The organism is Natrarchaeobaculum aegyptiacum, assembly GCF_002156705.1.
GTDB classification, from domain to species: domain Archaea; phylum Halobacteriota; class Halobacteria; order Halobacteriales; family Natrialbaceae; genus Natrarchaeobaculum; species Natrarchaeobaculum aegyptiacum.
In genome coordinates this window covers 2,892,067-2,908,191 of the sequence record NZ_CP019893.1, presented here as the reverse complement: position 1 = coordinate 2,908,191, position 16,125 = coordinate 2,892,067, and the positions used below count along the sequence as shown (strand labels likewise).

The following is a 16,125-nucleotide window of genomic DNA, read 5'->3' as shown; positions in this document are numbered from 1 at the left end:
CACTATCGGTGACTGTCTGCTCCCGATCGACGTTAGCGACCGACCTGACGCGTAACGGGGAGAGACAGCGTGACGCAGGTCATTCGAGTCGGTACCGCAACAGTGCCGCAATCCCGCCGAGGTTCGAGAGCTGCTGACCGGGCGGGAACTCACTCGAGAAGACCGTGACCTCGCCGCCTTTCTGTTCGGCGGTGCGGACGACGTCGTCGACGTCGATGGGCCACTCGCCGTCGGGGCCGCGCTCCTTGCGCAGGCGGTCGTCGAGGATCAGCAAGCGGTCGATCGCGCCGTACTCGGCGGCTTTCTTCACCTCTTCGGGCCCGTAGGCCGCCTTGACGCCCTGGGCGATGCGCTGGGTGAGTTCGTCGATGTACTCGGCTTCGCGCTCGATGCGGGTCTCCTGTTGTACGTCCGCGACGGCACCGCGTTTGAGCACCTCGTGGACGCCCCGGTCGCCGACGCTCGCCGTGTCGACCATCGTCACCTGTTCGGCGACTTCGGGTTCGTTCTCCTCGATGTACTTGTAGGCGTCCTGTTTCGTGAACCCGGGACCGGCGAGGATGATCGCGTCGGCGTCCTGCCGTTTGAGGACCGTTGCGAGTTCGGCGAACAGTTCGGACCGACCGCGGGCGTACTCGCCTTTGCCGGTCGTCCCCGTGATCGTCGCCCGCTCTTCGGTGCCGTACTGGGCGACCGTGTGAACGTGGGCCTGCCCCTCCTCGACGGTGGCGATCGCCACGTCCGGGTTTTCGGCGGCCTCTTCAGCCTCCTCGAGGCGGGCCTCCTGGTCGGGCTTGAACCGCTTGTCGATCGAGATCTCGTCGCGCGCTTCGACGTTCAGCGTGTGGTGGAATCCCAGCTGGTCCTCGCGCGAACAGGCGACGATCTCGCCGCCGACGCGAAGCCGGTTCGCAAAGCGGTGAAACTCGACGTCGTCGACGGCGATGGCGACCCACATATGTTCGCGCTCGCCGCCAGTGTCCCGCATCTGCTCGTCGTCGCGCTGGATTCGACGGGTCGTGTCACCCGCGACCCGATCGCCGGGCTCGAGGACGTACTGGAGGTGCCAGAGGTCGTCGACGCTCTCGGGGACGACCGTCACCCGTTCGCGCCCACCCTCGAGTGGCTCCCGGTCTTTGATCTGCATGCCCGAGGGTTCGGGGAGGCGTGGTAAGAGAACACCGGATTATCGTTACGCCTCCCAGTAGGCGGAGATGTAGAGCAACGCGATCAGACAGACGATGACGATCACGAACAGTGCGACCGTCATCAGCGTCATCACGTCCATACTCGGGGGTTCGAAGTGGCCGCTGAAAATCCTGCCGGTAATCGATCAACTCTGGTCCTGTGCGTTCAGAAATGCAAGCAAAACAGGCTATGGAGACGAATTGCCGCTGACCATCCCGAAAGCCCCTGCCGTGATGGTTGAGACGTATTCGATTCCCCGGTAACTGATCCGGATATGGCGAACGGAGACCACGGTTTTTGTAGCGACCCGCCCAATGGCCGGCAATGAAGGTAATCAAGGACAGCGTGCACGACCACATCGCCGTCGACGGGGTTGCCCGGGACCTCGTCGACACGCCGGCGCTCCAGCGACTCCGGCGCATCCGACAACTCGGGACCGTCTCGCTCGTCTACCCCTCCGCGAACCACACCCGGTTCGAACACAGCCTCGGCGTCTACCACCTCGCCTGCGAGGCACTCGAGCACCTCGGCGTCGAGGGGCTGCAGGCCGAACGCGTCAGAGCTGCCGCGATCCTCCACGACGTCGGCCACGGCCCGTTCAGCCACAATCTCGAGGCGCTCACCCACCGGCGGACCGGCAGGTACCACGACGACGTCCACCACCTCCTCGCCGAGGGGGCCGTCGGAGACGTCCTCCGGGCACACGACCTCGAGCCGGCGACGATCGCCGACCTCGTCGCGGGCGAGGGGCGGTTCGGCCAGCTCGTCTCCGGCGAACTCGACGTGGATCGGATGGACTACCTCGTGCGGGACGCCCACCACACCGGGGTCCCGTACGGGACGATCGACCACGGGCGGCTCGTCCGAGAGTTGACGTTCACCGACGGCGAGCTCGTCCTCGCGGAGGGGAACGTCCAGACCGCAGAGAGCCTGCTGGTCGCCCGCGCACTGATGAACCCGACCGTCTACAGCCACAGCGTCGCCCGGATCAGCAAGGCCATGCTCCGGCGGGCGGCAGAACGCCTGCTCGACGCCCCCGAGAACGACGTCGACGCCGCGACACTGATGCGGATGGACGACGCCGACCTCCTCGTGGCGCTGCGCTCGAGCCCCGCCACGGCTGAATTCTCGCGGCGGTTCGACGAGCGCGACCTCTACAAGCGGGCCGTCTGGGCCGAGATCGACGACGTTCCCGGCGGCGTGATCGAGGCCGATCACGAGACCGTCCTCACGTTCGAACGCGAGATCGCCGACGCCGCCGACGTGGACCCCGACACCGTGATCCTCGACATCCAGGGTCGCCCTTCGATGCCCGAGTCGACATCGCGCGTGATGGTCAACGGCGAGATCCGCCGCCTCGAGCAACAGTCGCCGCTGGTCGCGGCGCTGCGGGCGGCCCAGTACTCCCAGTGGCGACTCGGCGTCTACACACGCGATGACTTGCGCGAACGGGTCGGCCGGGCCGCAGTCGACGTCCTCGGACTCGACATCGACGGCGCGCTGGTCAGCGAGGTTCGCGATGGGCTGGACGCGACGCTCGATCAGTTTCTCGAGTGAGCCGTCCGACACGCACGGTAACGAGAGCGTTTCGCCCACGTGACTCTCTCTCGAGCCGGAAAAATCCCTTTTGTGCGGTCCGTGGAAGCCCGCCCTATGCACGTCGGAGTCCACACCCCACCGCTGGCCGACGAATCCATCGACGACGCCGTCGCGTACCTTTCCGAGCGGGGCATCGACGCGATCGAACCCGGCGTCGGCGGCCACCCGGGCGAGGACCACGTAGAACGCGAGGCGTACCTCGACGACGAGGAGGCACAGGCAGAGCTGCGGTCGCTACTCGAGGGCCACGAGATGGAGATCAGTGCCCTCGCGACCCACAACAACCCGCTGCACCCGGACGACGAACGCGCCGAACGCGCGGATACGCACCTCCGGGAGGGGATCCGGCTCGCCGCACAGCTCGAGGTCGACGCCATCACCTGCTTCTCTGGCTTGCCCGCCGGTGGCCCGAACGACGAGGTACCGAACTGGATCACCGCACCGTGGCCGCCCGAGCAGGCCGAGGCGCTCGAGTACCAGTGGGAGGTCGCCGTCGAATACTGGGACGAACTCGCCGAGTACGCCGACGACCACGGCGTCGACGTGGCGATCGAGATGCACCCGAACATGCTCGTCTCCGACCCGCACAGCATGCTCCGGTTACGCGAGGAAACGGGCGACCGAATCTGTACGAACTTCGACCCCTCGCACCTCTACTGGCAGGGAATCTCGGTGCTCGACGCGATCAGGTTGCTCGGCGACCACGACGCCATCGCCCACGTCCACGCCAAGGACACCCGGATCTACGACGCCGTCGCCCGCGAGAAAGGCGTCCTCGACACGACGCCGTATCCTGACGAACCGAACCGGTCGTGGATCTTCCGCACCGTCGGTTACGGCCACGACACCTCCCACTGGAAGGACGTCGTCTCGACGCTCCGCATGGCCGGCTACGACGGCGCACTGAGTATCGAACACGAAGACTCCCTCCTGAGTTCGCGCGAAGGTCTCGAGAAGGCCATCGCGTTGCTCGAGGAGGCAATCTTCCACACGCAACCTGGTGACGCCGAGTGGGCCGAGTGAAGCCTTGCAACCACACCTATCAGATCCATATGTATCGTACAATACCGACACTAATCATCACACAGAACCAGCCTGATCAATCGTCGGAGTCCGAAACGACTCGAGATAGCACCGCTCGAACCCAGTCGATCCACCGTGCGTACCGGGTATGACGGTGCAGAACAGACGCGAGCGATACCGCGGCGATGGCCAGGCGAGGCGTCCGTAGACGACGTCCGAACTGAGAAGCAAAGCACCCGGGTCGAGAGTCACAGGGGCGTGAGACGGAGCGGCGATCACTCAGAATTGCAGTCACAGCCGCCCTGCTCGAGCAGGTCCCGGACGGTGTACTGCTGTCGGCAGTCCTTGCAGGTCACGGTGACGGTGACCAGCACGTCGAACTCGCCGATGTCGAGCACGTCGTTGCGCTCGAGCTGGGCGATGGTGTCCTCGGTGACCGCGCCCGTTCGATTGCGAAGCGCACCGAGTTTGTCGCGGCTGCGCTCGAGTCGCTCCTCGTCCGACGGTGTCTGGAGTTCGGCCTCGAGACAGTTTCGCAGGTGGTTGTAGACGGTCTGGTGAGAGACGAAGTCGCGTTCGACGTCCTCGATGTCCACGCCGTCGCGCTCGAGTTCCTTTCTGGTCTGAACCTGGGTCCCGCTGCTGACGTCGTCGTCGGTTAGCAGGCGGTACATGTTCTCGACCTCACCGTCTTTGAGCTGGAGGCCCGCCTCTTCGAGTGCCGTCTCGAGGATGCGCTGGTTGACGTGGGTCGCAAGTTCCCGCGTGCTGTAGCGGTCGTCGGACGGATCGGTCCAGTATCGCACGAGTTCGTCGTCCAGTTCGCCGAGGGCGTACCGGTCGCCGACGCGTCCGACCTTGCACCCACACGACGATTCTGCGGCTGCGTCGGTGGTTCGTTCACTCACTGTCTCGAGGTACTCGGCTTGGCGGTAAAAGCGTTCTGTCCGCGATCCTTTACGGGAATACGGCCGTAATGCACCGACGACCCCGGGAATCGATCGAACGAGTGGACCGGCTGAGGAATAATATCTTCCGTTACCTTTTCGTGGTGATGACAGTTTGCATATATTTTCTGGGGCAGCTGGGTCCGGGATCACTCACGCATCGTCAACCGACTCGAGGACGATCACCCGGAGGTCGCTGACGTTCGTTCCGGTCGGCCCGGTTCGAACGAGTGCGTCAGCATCCTCGAGCAGCGAGTACACGTCGTGGTCGTCGAGAGCCGTTCGCCCCGCCGATTCGGAGATGGTGTCGGCGTCGGCGATCGCACCGGCAGCGTCGGTCGGCCCGTCGACGCCATCGGTGTCGACGCCCGCGACGACGACGCCGTCTACGCTACGGGTACCGTCGGCGAACCCGAGTGCGCCACTCGTGACGAACTCCTGGTTCGGGCCGCCGGTTCCGTCCCTGCCAGAGACGGACACCGTGGTTTCACCGCCCGAGAGGATCACGGCGGGTGGTTCGACGGGCGTCCCCGTGGCCCGGCACTCTTCGGCGATCGCGACCTGCGTCAGGGCCGCCTCGCGCGCTTCGCCACGGACGCGCGAGGAGAGGATCAGTGGCTCGTACCCGCGCTCGAGGGCGACCGATTGCGCTGCCTCGAGTGCCGTGTGGTTTCTCCCGACGACGTGGGTCCGGGTCCGATCGAACGCCGGATCCCCGGCGGTGGGCGTCTCGGGGTGTTCGCCACCCGCCCCGGACTCGAGGTGGTCGCGAACCGTATCCGGAATCCGGTCACCGAGGTCGTACCGCTCGAGGACCTCGAGGGCGTCGTCGTACGTCGTCTCGTCGGGGACCGTGGGGCCGCTCCCGATCACGCTGGGGCGGTCGCCGACCACGTCGCTCAGTGCGATTGTACAGACGGTCGCAGGGGCCGCTTCACGCGCGAGGTAGCCACCTTTGATCGCCGAGCAGTGCTTGCGGACGGCGTTGAGTTCTGCGATCGGTGCACCGACCGCGAGCAAAGCGTCGGTGACGGCCTGCAGGTCGGCGAGCGAGAGCGACCCGGCGGGTGCCGCGAGCAGGGAACTCGCCCCGCCGGTAACCACCGCGACGACGAGGTCGTTCGCTCCCGCTGTGTCGGCCACCTCGAGCACCCGGCGGGTGCTGTGGACGCCATCCCGGCTCGGCGTCGGATGCTCTCCGGGGAGCACGTCGACGACGTCCGTCGGTGCGGGATCGTCCGTAACGACGACGCCGGCGTCGAGACGATCGCCGAGTTCGGCCTCGAGCGCCGCCGCAAAGCCGCCTGCTGCGTTACCGCCGCCGACGATCACGACGTCGTCGAACGACTCGAGATCGTATCGGCTCTCACCGTCGGCACTGTCGATTCCGTCGATGCCGTCCGCGACGAGGCTGCCGTCGCAGCACGTGACCCGCCGCTCGACGCACGCCGCTGGCTGGGCTGCCTCGATCCCTGCGAGCAGACACTCGAGTGCCACCTCGTGAGCTGGCGAGCGCTCGAGGGCGCTGCGATGTCGAACGTCGATTCCTCCCATACGACGGTGATACGCTGGTGTGGGCAAACGTGTTCCCCTCCGTGTGGACTCCGATAGAACTCCGAACAGGGGTCCACCCCGAGACGGGGAATCTGCTATCGCGGGACGAATCGCATCGTCCCGTCCTCGAAGACCAGTTGCTCGCGTTCAAGGACCTCGAGGTCGGCACTGGTGTCGGCGTCCTCGAGCAGCGCCTCCGAGACGTGCAGTTCGGAGAGGTCCGTCGTGTTCCTGATCCGGACGATCCGTGCGCGTTCGGGGTCGTAGCCGCCCAGTGCGCCGAGGGCGATGTGGACCGCGAGTTCGTCGTCTGGAGCGACCACCGGCAGGGTCGCCTTGGCGAGCGAGCCGCTGGTTACCGCGTTCGTGTACGTCTGCTCGAGGTCGAGCTGATCGATCGCCGACTGCCGGGTGAGGTCGGCCAGTCCGATCCCGTTCCCGTTGCCGTGGGTCTCGTCGGTCAGCCCGCGGACGTAGATCAGGTCGACGTCGGGGTTCTCCGGATCGGGCGCGTTGAGAACGCGGTAGCGACCGATGACGTTCGTGTCCATCCCCGCCCCAGAGATTTCCTTGCCGATCTCGTCGACGACGAGCAGGTCGAGGTCGTCGAACGGCAAGGTGGCCATCTCCCGACGAGCGGCCTCGAGCAACTCGGGCTCGCGGCTCTCGAACCCGTCGGCACGGACCCCCTCGATTTGGGCGGTCTCCTCGTCGGCGTTCTCGACGATAGCGACGCCGCCACGCAGGGGGAGCGCGTCCCGGACGACCGACAAGAGCGCCTCGAGCGTCGGCACGTACCCCTCCGCGATCGCCGTCGAGTGGAAGGCGTTCGCCCCCTCTCGCTTTCCGAGGCCGACCACGGTCATTTTACAGAGGCCACTCTCGAGTCGGCCGGTGAAGTTCGTGTGCGGTTTCACCCGGTTGACAACGAGGAGTGCGTCGGCCTCGAGGGCGGCTCGCGAGACGTACACCGGCGTCGGCGTGTCCCCGACCGTAACCGCCCCGACCTCCTCGACAGCCATCCGGGCGTCGATCGGTGCACCCATCGCCGCTTCGGTCACCCCCAGTGATTCGAGCACCTCGCGCTGTCCCTCCGGCGTCGCACCGCCGTGACTCCCCATCGCCGGGACGATCACCGGCTCGAGCCCGCGGTCTGCGAGCGCGTCGATCACCTCGCGGACGTAGTCGGCCAGCCCGTGAATCCCGCGGCTACCGACGCCGACTGCCACCGTCGACCCGCGCTCGAGTTCCGACAGAGACAGTTCCACGACGGCCTCCCTGACCCGTTCGCGCAGGTTCTCGAGTGTCTCCGTCTCGGGTTCGTAAGCGACGCGGGCGAAACCCGGCAACTCGTGGTCGTCGACGACGGACTCGAGGTGGGCCCGGTCGGGAAACTCCATGCTAGCTCGAACGTCGGTCGTCTCGATGAGAAGTGTTTCGACAGTGCTGGAGGGGTTCAGGCAATACTTCCCCTTCGAGCGGTTTCGCTCCATCACGTTCATCCACGTCGAACCGTCATCCAGCGGTGAAGAGCCGTTTTTACCCTCGTCGGTGACCGTCCAGTCATGGACGATAGTCGAACCTACGCCTTCGAGGGTACGACCCCGACGATCGACGACACGGCGGCGGTGAGCCGGGACGCCGTCCTCGTCGGTGACGTCGAGATCGACGCCGAGGCGAGCGTCTGGCCGGGCGTCGTCTGCCGCGGCGACGTCGACCCGGTCCGGATCGGCCGCTACACGCACGTCGGCGACAACGCCACGATCCACGCCTCGAGTCTCGCCGACCGGGTGATGGTCGGCCACGGCGCGGTGCTCAACGAAGCCGGCGTCGGCGAGGGCGCGCTGGTCGGATTCAACGCGACCGTCAACGCCGGCGCGACCGTCGGCGCGCAGTCGGTCGTCGCCGCGGGAACCGTCATCCCCGACGACTACGAGGTTCCAGCCGAGTCGTTCGTCCGCGGCGTCCCCGCAGAGATCACCCCGCTCGAGGAGACGACGATCGATCCCGAGTCGATCTTCGAAGAGTACGCCACGGGAGAGTACACCGACCTCGCGAGTCGACACGAGGAGCTGTTCGAGTAGACAGGAGCCCGAAAATCACCTGATTCCCGACGCGAGCCTCAGACGCGCTCGATGATCGTTGCCACACCCTGCCCGAACCCGATGCACATCGTCGAGAGGGCGGTGTCAGCCCCGGTGCGCTCGAGTTCGTGGGCCAGTTTCGTCAGGAGCATCGCGCCGGTCGCCCCGAGCGGGTGACCGTGGGCGATCGCCCCACCGTTGACGTTGACGTCCTCCCAGGAGACGCCGGTCTCTTCGAGCCAGGCGGCGACGACCGAGGCGAACGCCTCGTTGACCTCGAAGAGATCGATCTCCTCGATGTCCATGTCGGCTTTCTCGAGGACCTGCTCGGTCGCCGGGATCGGGCCGGTGAGCATCGTGACGGGATCGACGCCGACGACCTCGGTCTGGACGATCCGGGCCATCGGTTCCCAGCCGTGTTTCTCGGCTGCCTCCTCCGTTGCGAGCAGGAGCGCGGAGGAGCCGTCGACGATTCCGGAGGAGTTGCCCGGGTGGTGGAAGCCCTCACCTTCCTCGCGAAACGACAGCGGAAGATTCGAGAGCGTCTCGACGTCGGTTTCCGGCCGCGGGTGTTCGTCCTCCTCGACGACGATGGATTCGCCCTCGAGTTCGGTCTCGACGGGAACGACCTGATCGTCGTAACGGCCCTCCTCCCAGGCCTCGCCCCAGCGTTGCTGGGAGTCGGCGGCGAGTTCGTCGAGTTCCGACCGGCTGAATCCCCACTGCTCGGCGATTCGTTCTGCGCCCTCGCCCTGTGTCGTCAGCTCGTCGAAGTACTCGAAGTAGGTGTCGGTGACGCCGCTGCCGTCGGAGCCCATCGGGACGCGCGTCATGTGTTCGACGCCGCCGGCGATCAGGACGTCGTGCTGGCCCGCCATGAGGTTCGCCCCCGCGAAGTTGACCGCCTGCTGGCCGGAGCCACACATCCGGTTGAGCTGGACGCCGGGGACGACGTCGCCCCACCCGGCGACCATCGGCGCGAGCCGGCCGATGTTGAGTCCTTGCTCGTCGACCGGCGTCACGCAGCCGTAGATAACGTCCTCGATCGTCTCCGGCTCGAAGCCGTTGCGCTGCTCGAGTGCCCGCAGGGGTTCGGCCGCGAGGTCCTGCGGGTGGGTGTCACTGAACGAGCCGCCACGCTTGCCGAAGGGCGTTCGGACTGCGTCGACGATGACTGCCGAGTGCTGTGTCATAGGTGGCGAGTCTATGTTAACGTCGACCAAAGTCCTTGGGACTGCGGAAGTTCGGGAGCGGTCGCGCTGGTGGGCATTCAGACCGTGCGTGTTTCTCACTTGCAAAGACTTACTGGGACGGACGTCGATCAGTCGAGTCGATGGATCTTGGAATCGACGATCGGACCGCCGTCGTCACCGGCGGAGCCGGCCGAATCGGACGTGCAGATTGCAAAACGCTCGCTGACGAAGGGGCCAACGTCGTCGTCCTCGACGTCGACGCCGACGGCGCGAGTACCGTCGCCGACGAGATCAACGAGGAGGCCGACGGCGGTGACGCACTGGCCCTCGAGTGTGATCTCACCGATCGGGAGGACGTCGCCGCCTCGATGGAAGCCGTCCGTGAGGAGTTCGGCGGCGTCGACATCCTCGTGAACAACGCGGCGATGGTCGACGCGCGCTCGCGGATCGCCGACTACGACGACGACGTCTGGGAACGCGACGTCGAGATCAACCTCACCGGCACCTACAACATCAGCCGGGAGGTGTTCCCGCGGATGTGCGAACGCGGCTGGGGCCGGGTCATCAACATGTCCTCGATGGCCGGCTGGTACGGCGGCTTCGGCCAGCTCTCGTACTCGGCGACGAAATCCGCGATGATCGGACTCGGCCGGACGATGGCCCTCGAGGGGGCCCAGTCGGGGGTCACCTCGAACGTGATCGCGCCGAACATCGTCGTCAGCGACTTCGCAGAGCTCAGCCCAGAAGCGTTGCGCGAGAACGTCGACCCCTACTTCGCCCGGATCGCGGAGGCGACGCCGATGCGCCACCTCGGGACCGAACAGGACGTCGCGGACATGGTCGCCTACCTCAGTTCCGAGCGGGCCTCCTACGTGACCGGACAGGTCGTCGGCGTCACCGGCGGCGTCGACCTCTTTAGCTTCTGACCCGACAAGATCGTGGGGCGTCGAACGAACACCCCGATCACTCCTCGAGAACCCGGCGCAGATCGCGACCCAGCCAGTTCGCGTAGGGCACGCTCGAGCCGATCAGTTCCTCGCGGGCGTGCTGGATCGCCTGCAGGTGGGAGGCGACGTTGTCGTGTGCGCGGTCGTGCTCGGCGATAACGGCTGCCATCTCCCGCGCCGTCTCTTCGACCTCGTCGCCGGGGACGACCCGGTTGAGCAATCCCAGATCCCTGGCCGCTTCGGCGTCGAGTTCCGCCTCGTCCGCGAGCAGCATCAATTCGGTCGCCTTCGGCCAGCCCACCTGTCTGACGAGGCGCGCGGCGATCGTCTGTCCGGCGAGGCCGAAGGCGACCTCCGGCCACCACATCGTGACGTCCTCGCTCCCGACCCGGAGGTCACAGGAGTCGATCAGGATCGCTCCCGCACCGGGTGCCGGCCCGTCGGCGGCGACGATCACCGGCCGATCGCTCCACGAACACCACTCGGTCACCGCACCGAGCAGTTCGAACAGGTACTCCCGGCGGTCGGAGTCGTCACCCTGGAGAACCTCGAGGTCGAGGCCAGCACAGAAGACCGGGCCCGACGCCGTCAGGACGACCGCCGAGACGTCGTCGCGCTCGTCGATCTCGAGAAACGCAGCGAGGACGTCCTCGCCGAGTTCCGGCGAGAACGCGTTTCGGCGGTCGGGATCGGTGAGTCGGACGGTGGCGACGCCGTCGGCGATCTCGAGGGACGCTCGACCGTTGTCCGCGGTTCGTTCCGACATCGTCACTCACCCCCGATTCCCATCTGCGAGGCGATGGTGTTGAGCTGGATCTCGTCGGTTCCCTCGACGATCCGCAGGATGCGCGCCTGGTGGAGCAGTCCCATGTAGGGGTTTTCCTCCGCCAGTCCGTTCGCGCCGTGGATCTGGACGGCCGCGTCGGCGATCTCCCAGAAGACGTTCGTGGCGAACCACTTCAGGATCGACGAGTCCATCACCGTCCGTTCGTCGCGGCCGACCTTCCAGGCGAGTTTGAGACCCGCGGCATCGGCCGCGTAGGTCTTCGCACGCCCCCGTGCCAGCTTCGCCGAAACCTGCTGGAAGCTCCCGATCGGCTCGCCGAAGGCCTGCCGCTGGTTCGCGTACTCGGTCGCCCGCTCGAGCAGGAACTCGCTGAAGCCGACGGCCTCAGCGCCGAGCTCGAGGCGGCCGAGCGAGAGGAACTCCATCGCGGCGTAGAACGCGCCGTCGACCTCGCCGAGAACCCGCTCGTCGGTGACCCGGACGTCGTCGAGGTGGATCTCGGCCTGCGATCCCGGCGCGCCGACGACGTTGTTGTACGAGCCGACCTCGTACTCGCCGCGCTCGAGGATGAAACAGGTGATGCCGCCGTATCGGCCGGCCTCTTCCTGGGGCGTCGTCCGGGCGAACACCTGGATGAAATCCGCATAGGGTGCGTTCGTGATCCACTGCTTGCGGCCGTTCAGGACCCACTCGTCGCCCTCCTTGCGCGCCGTGGTCTCCATGTTCGGCGAGTCCGAGCCGACGCCGGGTTCGGTCTGGGCGAACGCCGTCGACTTCTCGGCCCGGATCGCTGGCTCGAGGTAGCGCTCGACCTGCTCGCCCGCTGCCTGCAACAGGAGCGGTTTCGGTCCCTCCGGACCGGCGAGGACGTGCCGTGCGAGGCCCGGGCCCTTGCTCGCGAGTCGTTTTTTCGCCCGGTACCACGTGACCGGCGGGACGCCTTGCCCACCGGCCTCCTCGGGCAAGTTCATCGCGTAGAATCCGGCCTCGGCGGATCGTCGGCGTACTTCCTCACGGGCCTCGAGCAACTCGTCGGTGAGCCGACCGTCCTCGTGATACCCCCTCCGGGGGTTGGTCAGCAGATCATCGAGGTCCTCCTCGAGCGGTTCGACCTCCTGTGCGACGAACTCCTCGAGGCTCTCGAGGATCAGTGCGGTCTCGTCGTCGACGTCGAAACTGACACCACCAGTGCCACTAATTGACATACGTGAAGAACCATGTGGGACACCTTAACGTTCAGCGTACCTGCAACGGGCTCACTGGGAGCCCCGTCGACTACGGGTGGCGTCAGAGTTCGGGCGCGTCCGCGTCGTCGTGAGAGCTGGGCTCGGCCTCGGGCGGGGCCTCGGCATCGCTCTCGGCCTCGAGTACCACGTCGAACCGGTCGCGCAGTCGCTTCTTGTCGAACTTTCCAGTGGAAGTCTTCGGAATCTCCTCGATCACCTCGTAGGCGTCGGGCAGCCACCACGAGGGGAACGTCTCTGCGAGGTGGTCCTCGAGGTCGTCGGCGGTGGGACTGGCCCCGTCGGTCGGGACGACCACGGCGAGTGGCCGCTCCTGCCAGCGTTCGTGATCGACCGCGACGACGGAGGCTTCGGCGACGTCCTCGTGAGCCATCAGCTCGTTCTCGAGCTGGACCGACGAGATCCACTCGCCGCCGGACTTGATCATGTCCGTGTCGCGATCGACGACGTCGACGTATCCCAGTTCGTTCCGGACGGCGACGTCGCCGGTCTTCAGGTAGCCGTCCTCGGTGACCGACGCCTCGGTCTCGTCGGGGCGGTCGTGGTACCGGTCGGTCACCCATGGGCTGCGGACCTGCAACTCGCCCATCGTCTCGCCGTCCCGGGGGACTTCGTCACCATCGTCGTCGACGATGCGGACCTGCATTCCCGGCACGGGGAACCCGGCCATCGCCCGGTACTCGTCGCGTTCCTCGGCCGGGAGTTCCGCGACCTCCTTCCGGAGGGTGCTGAGCGTCCCGAGTGGCGAGGTCTCGGTCATCCCCCACCCCTGGATGATGGGCGCGTCGTACTCTTCGTCGTACTTCCGGATGAGTGACTCCGGTGGAGCAGAGCCACCGACGGTCAGTCGCTCGATGTTCGAGATGTCGACGTCGGGATTCTCGTCCAGGAATTCGGCCATCTCGAGCCAGATTGTTGGTACCGCGGCCGAGAAGGTGACCTCCTCCTCGTCGATCAGGGTGGCGATCGCTTCGGGGTCGGTGTGAACGGACGGGAAGACCTGCTTCGCGCCGACGAACGTCGCGGCGTAAGGCAGCCCCCAGCCGTTGGCGTGGAACATCGGCACGACGGGGAGAACCACGTCCGACTCGCCGATCCCGTTGGCGTCGGTGTGCCCGCACATGATGCTGTGGAGGTACATCGCCCGGTGGGTGTACGGGACGCCCTTCGGTAGCCCCGTCGTCCCAGAGGTGTGGCACATCCCGTACTCGGCCGTCTCGTCGACGTCGGGCCACTCGTACTCCGTCGGGTGGCCCTCGAGCAGGTCCTCGTACGCCACCACGGGCTCGAGGTCGGTCTCGGGAACTTCCTCGCCGAGGACGACGAACTGCTCGACGCTCTCGAGGTCGTCGGCGTTCGCCTCGACTTTCTCGAGTAGCCACGGATCGACGAACAGCACCTCGTCGTCAGCGTCCTCGATGGTGTGGACGAAGTGGTGGTCCGGCAGCCGCATGTTGCACATGTGGATCGACCGGCCCGAGCACGCTGGCCCGAAGTACAGTTCGAAGTGCCGATAGTGGTTCGTCGCAACGACGCCGACGCGGGCACCCGCCTCGAGTTCGAGGCCGTCTAACGCGTGTGCGAGCTGGCAGATTCGCCCGTAGGCGTCCGCGTAGGTGTACCGGTGGACGCTTCCGTCGGGCAGTTTCGTCACCAGTTCTCGCTCGGGAAAGAGGTCGACTGCGCGCTCGAGTAACTTGTCGAGTGTTAACTGTACACGCATCATGGCGGTCCCGACTGTCAACGGACGGATGTATAATCGTTTCGCCGGGATGGCAGTCGCTGAGGAGTGCGTTCGTCGGGTGATCGCCTCGAGTACCGACGGAGCTCCAGTCCCGTCTCGTTGCCAGTGGCGACGGCGATCGATCGTATCAACTGACCCGAAGAAATATTGCACCGTTCGTGGGAATGGAGGCCATGGCATATGGTGACATTTACGAAGCGGTTCGCGACCTGCACGACCCTGACCGCGGCTGGGACGTCCACGCACACGTCGGGGACGAAGAGTCACTCAACGTCGCCGACGAGGCCCTTGGACGCCACGCTGACTCGGACGAAACCGGCCTCCGGATTCGAGACTTCGAGAGCGGCGAGACGGAGACCTACACGTTCGCCGAACTGGCGACCGCCGCCAACCGCGTGAGCAACTACCTGCTCGAGCACACCGAGCGTGGCGACCGCGTCGGCGCGATGCTTCCCACGACGTTCGAACTGTACGCGGTCGTCTTCGGGACGGTTCAGGCCGGGCGGATCTACCTCCCGCTCGCGCCCGTCTTCGGCCCGGACGCGCTGAACTACCGACTCGAGGACTCCGGTACGAGGCTACTCTTGACGACCGACGACACCTGCGAGGCCGTCGACGACTCGCTGTCGGCGCTCGAGCGCGTCGTAACGCTCGAGGGCGAGGCGACCGGGGCCACAGACCAGCAGGTCGAGGGGTTCGACGCGATTCGCGAGCGCTCGAGCGAGTTCGAGACCGTCGAGACGAACCCGAACGATCCCTACACACTGACCTACACGTCGGGGACGACGGGTCAGCCGAAAGGCGTCCTGAGTCCCCACCGCGGTCCGATCGAACTCTACGCGTACGCCGAGTACGTCGTCGACCTCCGCCCGGACGACGTCTACCTCGTCGCCGCGTCGCCGTCGTGGTCCTACGGCCTCAACATGGGGACGATCATGTCCGGCATCCGCGGGACGGCCATCGGCTGCTATCGCGGCCAGTTCGATCCCCACACCTTCTTCGAGACACTCGAGGAGTGGGACGTCGACAACGCGATGATCCCGCCGACGGCGCTCCGACAGGCCCGTGCAGCCGGGATGGACCTCGACGCGTACGATATCGACCTCCGGGTGCTCGTCTCCGCCGGCGAGTCGCTGGACGAAGATACCGTCGCCTGGTGCGAGGACGGCCTCGGCGCACCCCCGCAGGACGCGTACGGACTGACCGAAGGCGGAATGGTCGTCTGCAACTACGCGTTCGACGACTGGGCGGTCAAACCCGGAAGCATGGGACGGGTCACGCCGGGCGTCGAGGTCGCCCTCCTCGACGAGGACGGCGAGGAGGTCGAACAGGGTGAGGTCGGCGAAATCGCGATCAAGCGCGACGAAGACGCGACCGGTACGTACTGGGGCCGTCCGGAGGCGACGCTCGAGACGTTCACCGGGCCGTGGCTCCGGACGGGCGACCTCGCACGTCAGGACGACGACGGCTACTTCTGGTACGTCAGTCGCGCTGACAACGTCATCATCTCCGCCGGTTATCGGATCGGCCCGGAAGAAGTCGAGGAGACGCTCATCGACCACCCCGCCGTCGAGGAGGCTGCCGTGGTCGGCAAACCCGACGAAACGCGCGGCGAGATCGTCGCCGCGTTCGTCACCGTCGTCGACGACGCCGGAGACACCGCTGACCTGCCGGACGAACTCGAGTCGTTCGCCCGCGAGGAACTCTCGAAACACGAGTACCCACGCGAGGTGACGGTCATCGAGGAACTGCCGAAAACCGCGAGTGGGAAGATCAAACGGTCTGCGTTACTCGAGTGAGCGACGCGTGTTTTCG

The 16,125-nt window shown here is 66.3% G+C and carries 13 protein-coding genes; 5 read left to right on the top strand and 8 right to left on the bottom strand.

The features are described 5' to 3' along the window. Positions 1-79 precede the first annotated feature (79 nt). Positions 80-1,147, bottom strand: coding sequence for an mRNA surveillance protein pelota (locus B1756_RS14160; RefSeq protein ID WP_086889129.1), 1,068 nt, complete (start codon positions 1,145-1,147; stop codon positions 80-82). Positions 1,148-1,512: 365 nt separating this feature from the next. Here B1756_RS14160 and B1756_RS14155 point away from each other — a divergent pair, with 365 nt between their 5' ends. Both B1756_RS14155 and B1756_RS14150 read left to right on the top strand, forming a co-directional pair. Next, on the top strand, positions 1,513-2,745 hold the full coding sequence (locus tag B1756_RS14155; protein ID WP_086889128.1) for an HD domain-containing protein: 1,233 nt from the start codon (positions 1,513-1,515) through the stop codon (positions 2,743-2,745). A gap of 96 nt (positions 2,746-2,841) precedes the next feature. Beyond that, on the top strand, positions 2,842-3,810 hold the full coding sequence (locus B1756_RS14150) for a sugar phosphate isomerase/epimerase family protein (protein ID WP_086889127.1): 969 nt from the start codon (positions 2,842-2,844) through the stop codon (positions 3,808-3,810). A gap of 275 nt (positions 3,811-4,085) precedes the next feature. Here the strand turns inward: B1756_RS14150 and rdfA are convergent, their stop codons facing one another. The 3 genes from rdfA to B1756_RS14135 all read right to left on the bottom strand — a co-directional run bounded on the left by rdfA (position 4,086) and on the right by B1756_RS14135 (position 7,711). Continuing rightward, positions 4,086-4,718: a rod-determining factor RdfA gene (gene rdfA, locus B1756_RS14145; protein WP_086889126.1), complete on the bottom strand. Its 633-nt coding sequence runs from the start codon at positions 4,716-4,718 to the stop codon at positions 4,086-4,088. A 192-nt stretch (positions 4,719-4,910) separates the two neighbouring features. Continuing rightward, positions 4,911-6,311, bottom strand: coding sequence for a glycerate kinase type-2 family protein (locus B1756_RS14140; protein WP_086889125.1), 1,401 nt, complete (start codon positions 6,309-6,311; stop codon positions 4,911-4,913). Positions 6,312-6,406: 95 nt separating this feature from the next. Continuing rightward, entirely contained in the window at positions 6,407-7,711 is a 1,305-nt protein-coding gene (locus tag B1756_RS14135; RefSeq protein ID WP_086890204.1) for a nickel pincer cofactor-dependent isomerase, group 22, read from the bottom strand. 165 nt (positions 7,712-7,876) lie between these two features. On the opposite strand from B1756_RS14135, the gene B1756_RS14130 reads away from it, so the two are divergent. Beyond that, positions 7,877-8,395, top strand: coding sequence for a gamma carbonic anhydrase family protein (locus tag B1756_RS14130; protein ID WP_086889124.1), 519 nt, complete (start codon positions 7,877-7,879; stop codon positions 8,393-8,395). A gap of 38 nt (positions 8,396-8,433) precedes the next feature. On the opposite strand, the gene B1756_RS14125 is transcribed toward B1756_RS14130, so the two are convergent. Next, entirely contained in the window at positions 8,434-9,588 is a 1,155-nt protein-coding gene (locus B1756_RS14125) for a thiolase family protein (protein WP_086889123.1), read from the bottom strand. A 140-nt stretch (positions 9,589-9,728) separates the two neighbouring features. Between B1756_RS14125 and B1756_RS14120 the strand changes: the two genes are divergently transcribed. Further along, positions 9,729-10,514, top strand: a complete 786-nt coding sequence (locus tag B1756_RS14120; RefSeq protein ID WP_086889122.1) for an SDR family NAD(P)-dependent oxidoreductase — start codon at positions 9,729-9,731, stop codon at positions 10,512-10,514. 37 nt (positions 10,515-10,551) lie between these two features. On the opposite strand, the gene B1756_RS14115 is transcribed toward B1756_RS14120, so the two are convergent. The 3 genes from B1756_RS14115 to B1756_RS14105 form a co-directional block, all read right to left on the bottom strand. Then, entirely contained in the window at positions 10,552-11,301 is a 750-nt protein-coding gene (locus B1756_RS14115) for an enoyl-CoA hydratase/isomerase family protein (RefSeq protein WP_086889121.1), read from the bottom strand. Positions 11,302-11,303: 2 nt separating this feature from the next. Continuing rightward, positions 11,304-12,527: an acyl-CoA dehydrogenase family protein gene (locus tag B1756_RS14110; protein WP_086889120.1), complete on the bottom strand. Its 1,224-nt coding sequence runs from the start codon at positions 12,525-12,527 to the stop codon at positions 11,304-11,306. 82 nt (positions 12,528-12,609) lie between these two features. Beyond that, positions 12,610-14,289: a long-chain fatty acid--CoA ligase gene (locus B1756_RS14105; RefSeq protein ID WP_394340701.1), complete on the bottom strand. Its 1,680-nt coding sequence runs from the start codon at positions 14,287-14,289 to the stop codon at positions 12,610-12,612. Positions 14,290-14,483: 194 nt separating this feature from the next. Between B1756_RS14105 and B1756_RS14100 the strand changes: the two genes are divergently transcribed. Then, positions 14,484-16,109 carry an acetate--CoA ligase gene (locus B1756_RS14100; RefSeq protein WP_086890203.1) on the top strand — a complete coding sequence of 542 codons (1,626 nt, stop codon included), beginning with the start codon at positions 14,484-14,486 and terminating at the stop codon, positions 16,107-16,109. Positions 16,110-16,125: the final 16 nt, after the last annotated feature.

What these genes read in the sequence shown, in the direction of transcription:
- B1756_RS14100 (WP_086890203.1), top strand. Translation starts at nt 14,484, where the DNA reads ATGGCATATGGTGACATTTACGAAGCGGTTCGCGACCTGCACGACCCT.
- B1756_RS14140 (WP_086889125.1), bottom strand. Translation starts at nt 6,311, where the DNA reads ATGGGAGGAATCGACGTTCGACATCGCAGCGCCCTCGAGCGCTCGCCA.
- B1756_RS14115 (WP_086889121.1), bottom strand. Translation starts at nt 11,301, where the DNA reads ATGTCGGAACGAACCGCGGACAACGGTCGAGCGTCCCTCGAGATCGCC.
- B1756_RS14105 (WP_394340701.1), bottom strand. Translation starts at nt 14,289, where the DNA reads ATGCGTGTACAGTTAACACTCGACAAGTTACTCGAGCGCGCAGTCGAC.
- B1756_RS14155 (WP_086889128.1), top strand. Translation starts at nt 1,513, where the DNA reads ATGAAGGTAATCAAGGACAGCGTGCACGACCACATCGCCGTCGACGGG.
- B1756_RS14125 (WP_086889123.1), bottom strand. Translation starts at nt 9,588, where the DNA reads ATGACACAGCACTCGGCAGTCATCGTCGACGCAGTCCGAACGCCCTTC.
- B1756_RS14135 (WP_086890204.1), bottom strand. Translation starts at nt 7,711, where the DNA reads ATGGAGTTTCCCGACCGGGCCCACCTCGAGTCCGTCGTCGACGACCAC.
- B1756_RS14110 (WP_086889120.1), bottom strand. Translation starts at nt 12,527, where the DNA reads ATGTCAATTAGTGGCACTGGTGGTGTCAGTTTCGACGTCGACGACGAG.
- B1756_RS14160 (WP_086889129.1), bottom strand. Translation starts at nt 1,147, where the DNA reads ATGCAGATCAAAGACCGGGAGCCACTCGAGGGTGGGCGCGAACGGGTG.
- B1756_RS14130 (WP_086889124.1), top strand. Translation starts at nt 7,877, where the DNA reads ATGGACGATAGTCGAACCTACGCCTTCGAGGGTACGACCCCGACGATC.
- B1756_RS14150 (WP_086889127.1), top strand. Translation starts at nt 2,842, where the DNA reads ATGCACGTCGGAGTCCACACCCCACCGCTGGCCGACGAATCCATCGAC.
- B1756_RS14120 (WP_086889122.1), top strand. Translation starts at nt 9,729, where the DNA reads ATGGATCTTGGAATCGACGATCGGACCGCCGTCGTCACCGGCGGAGCC.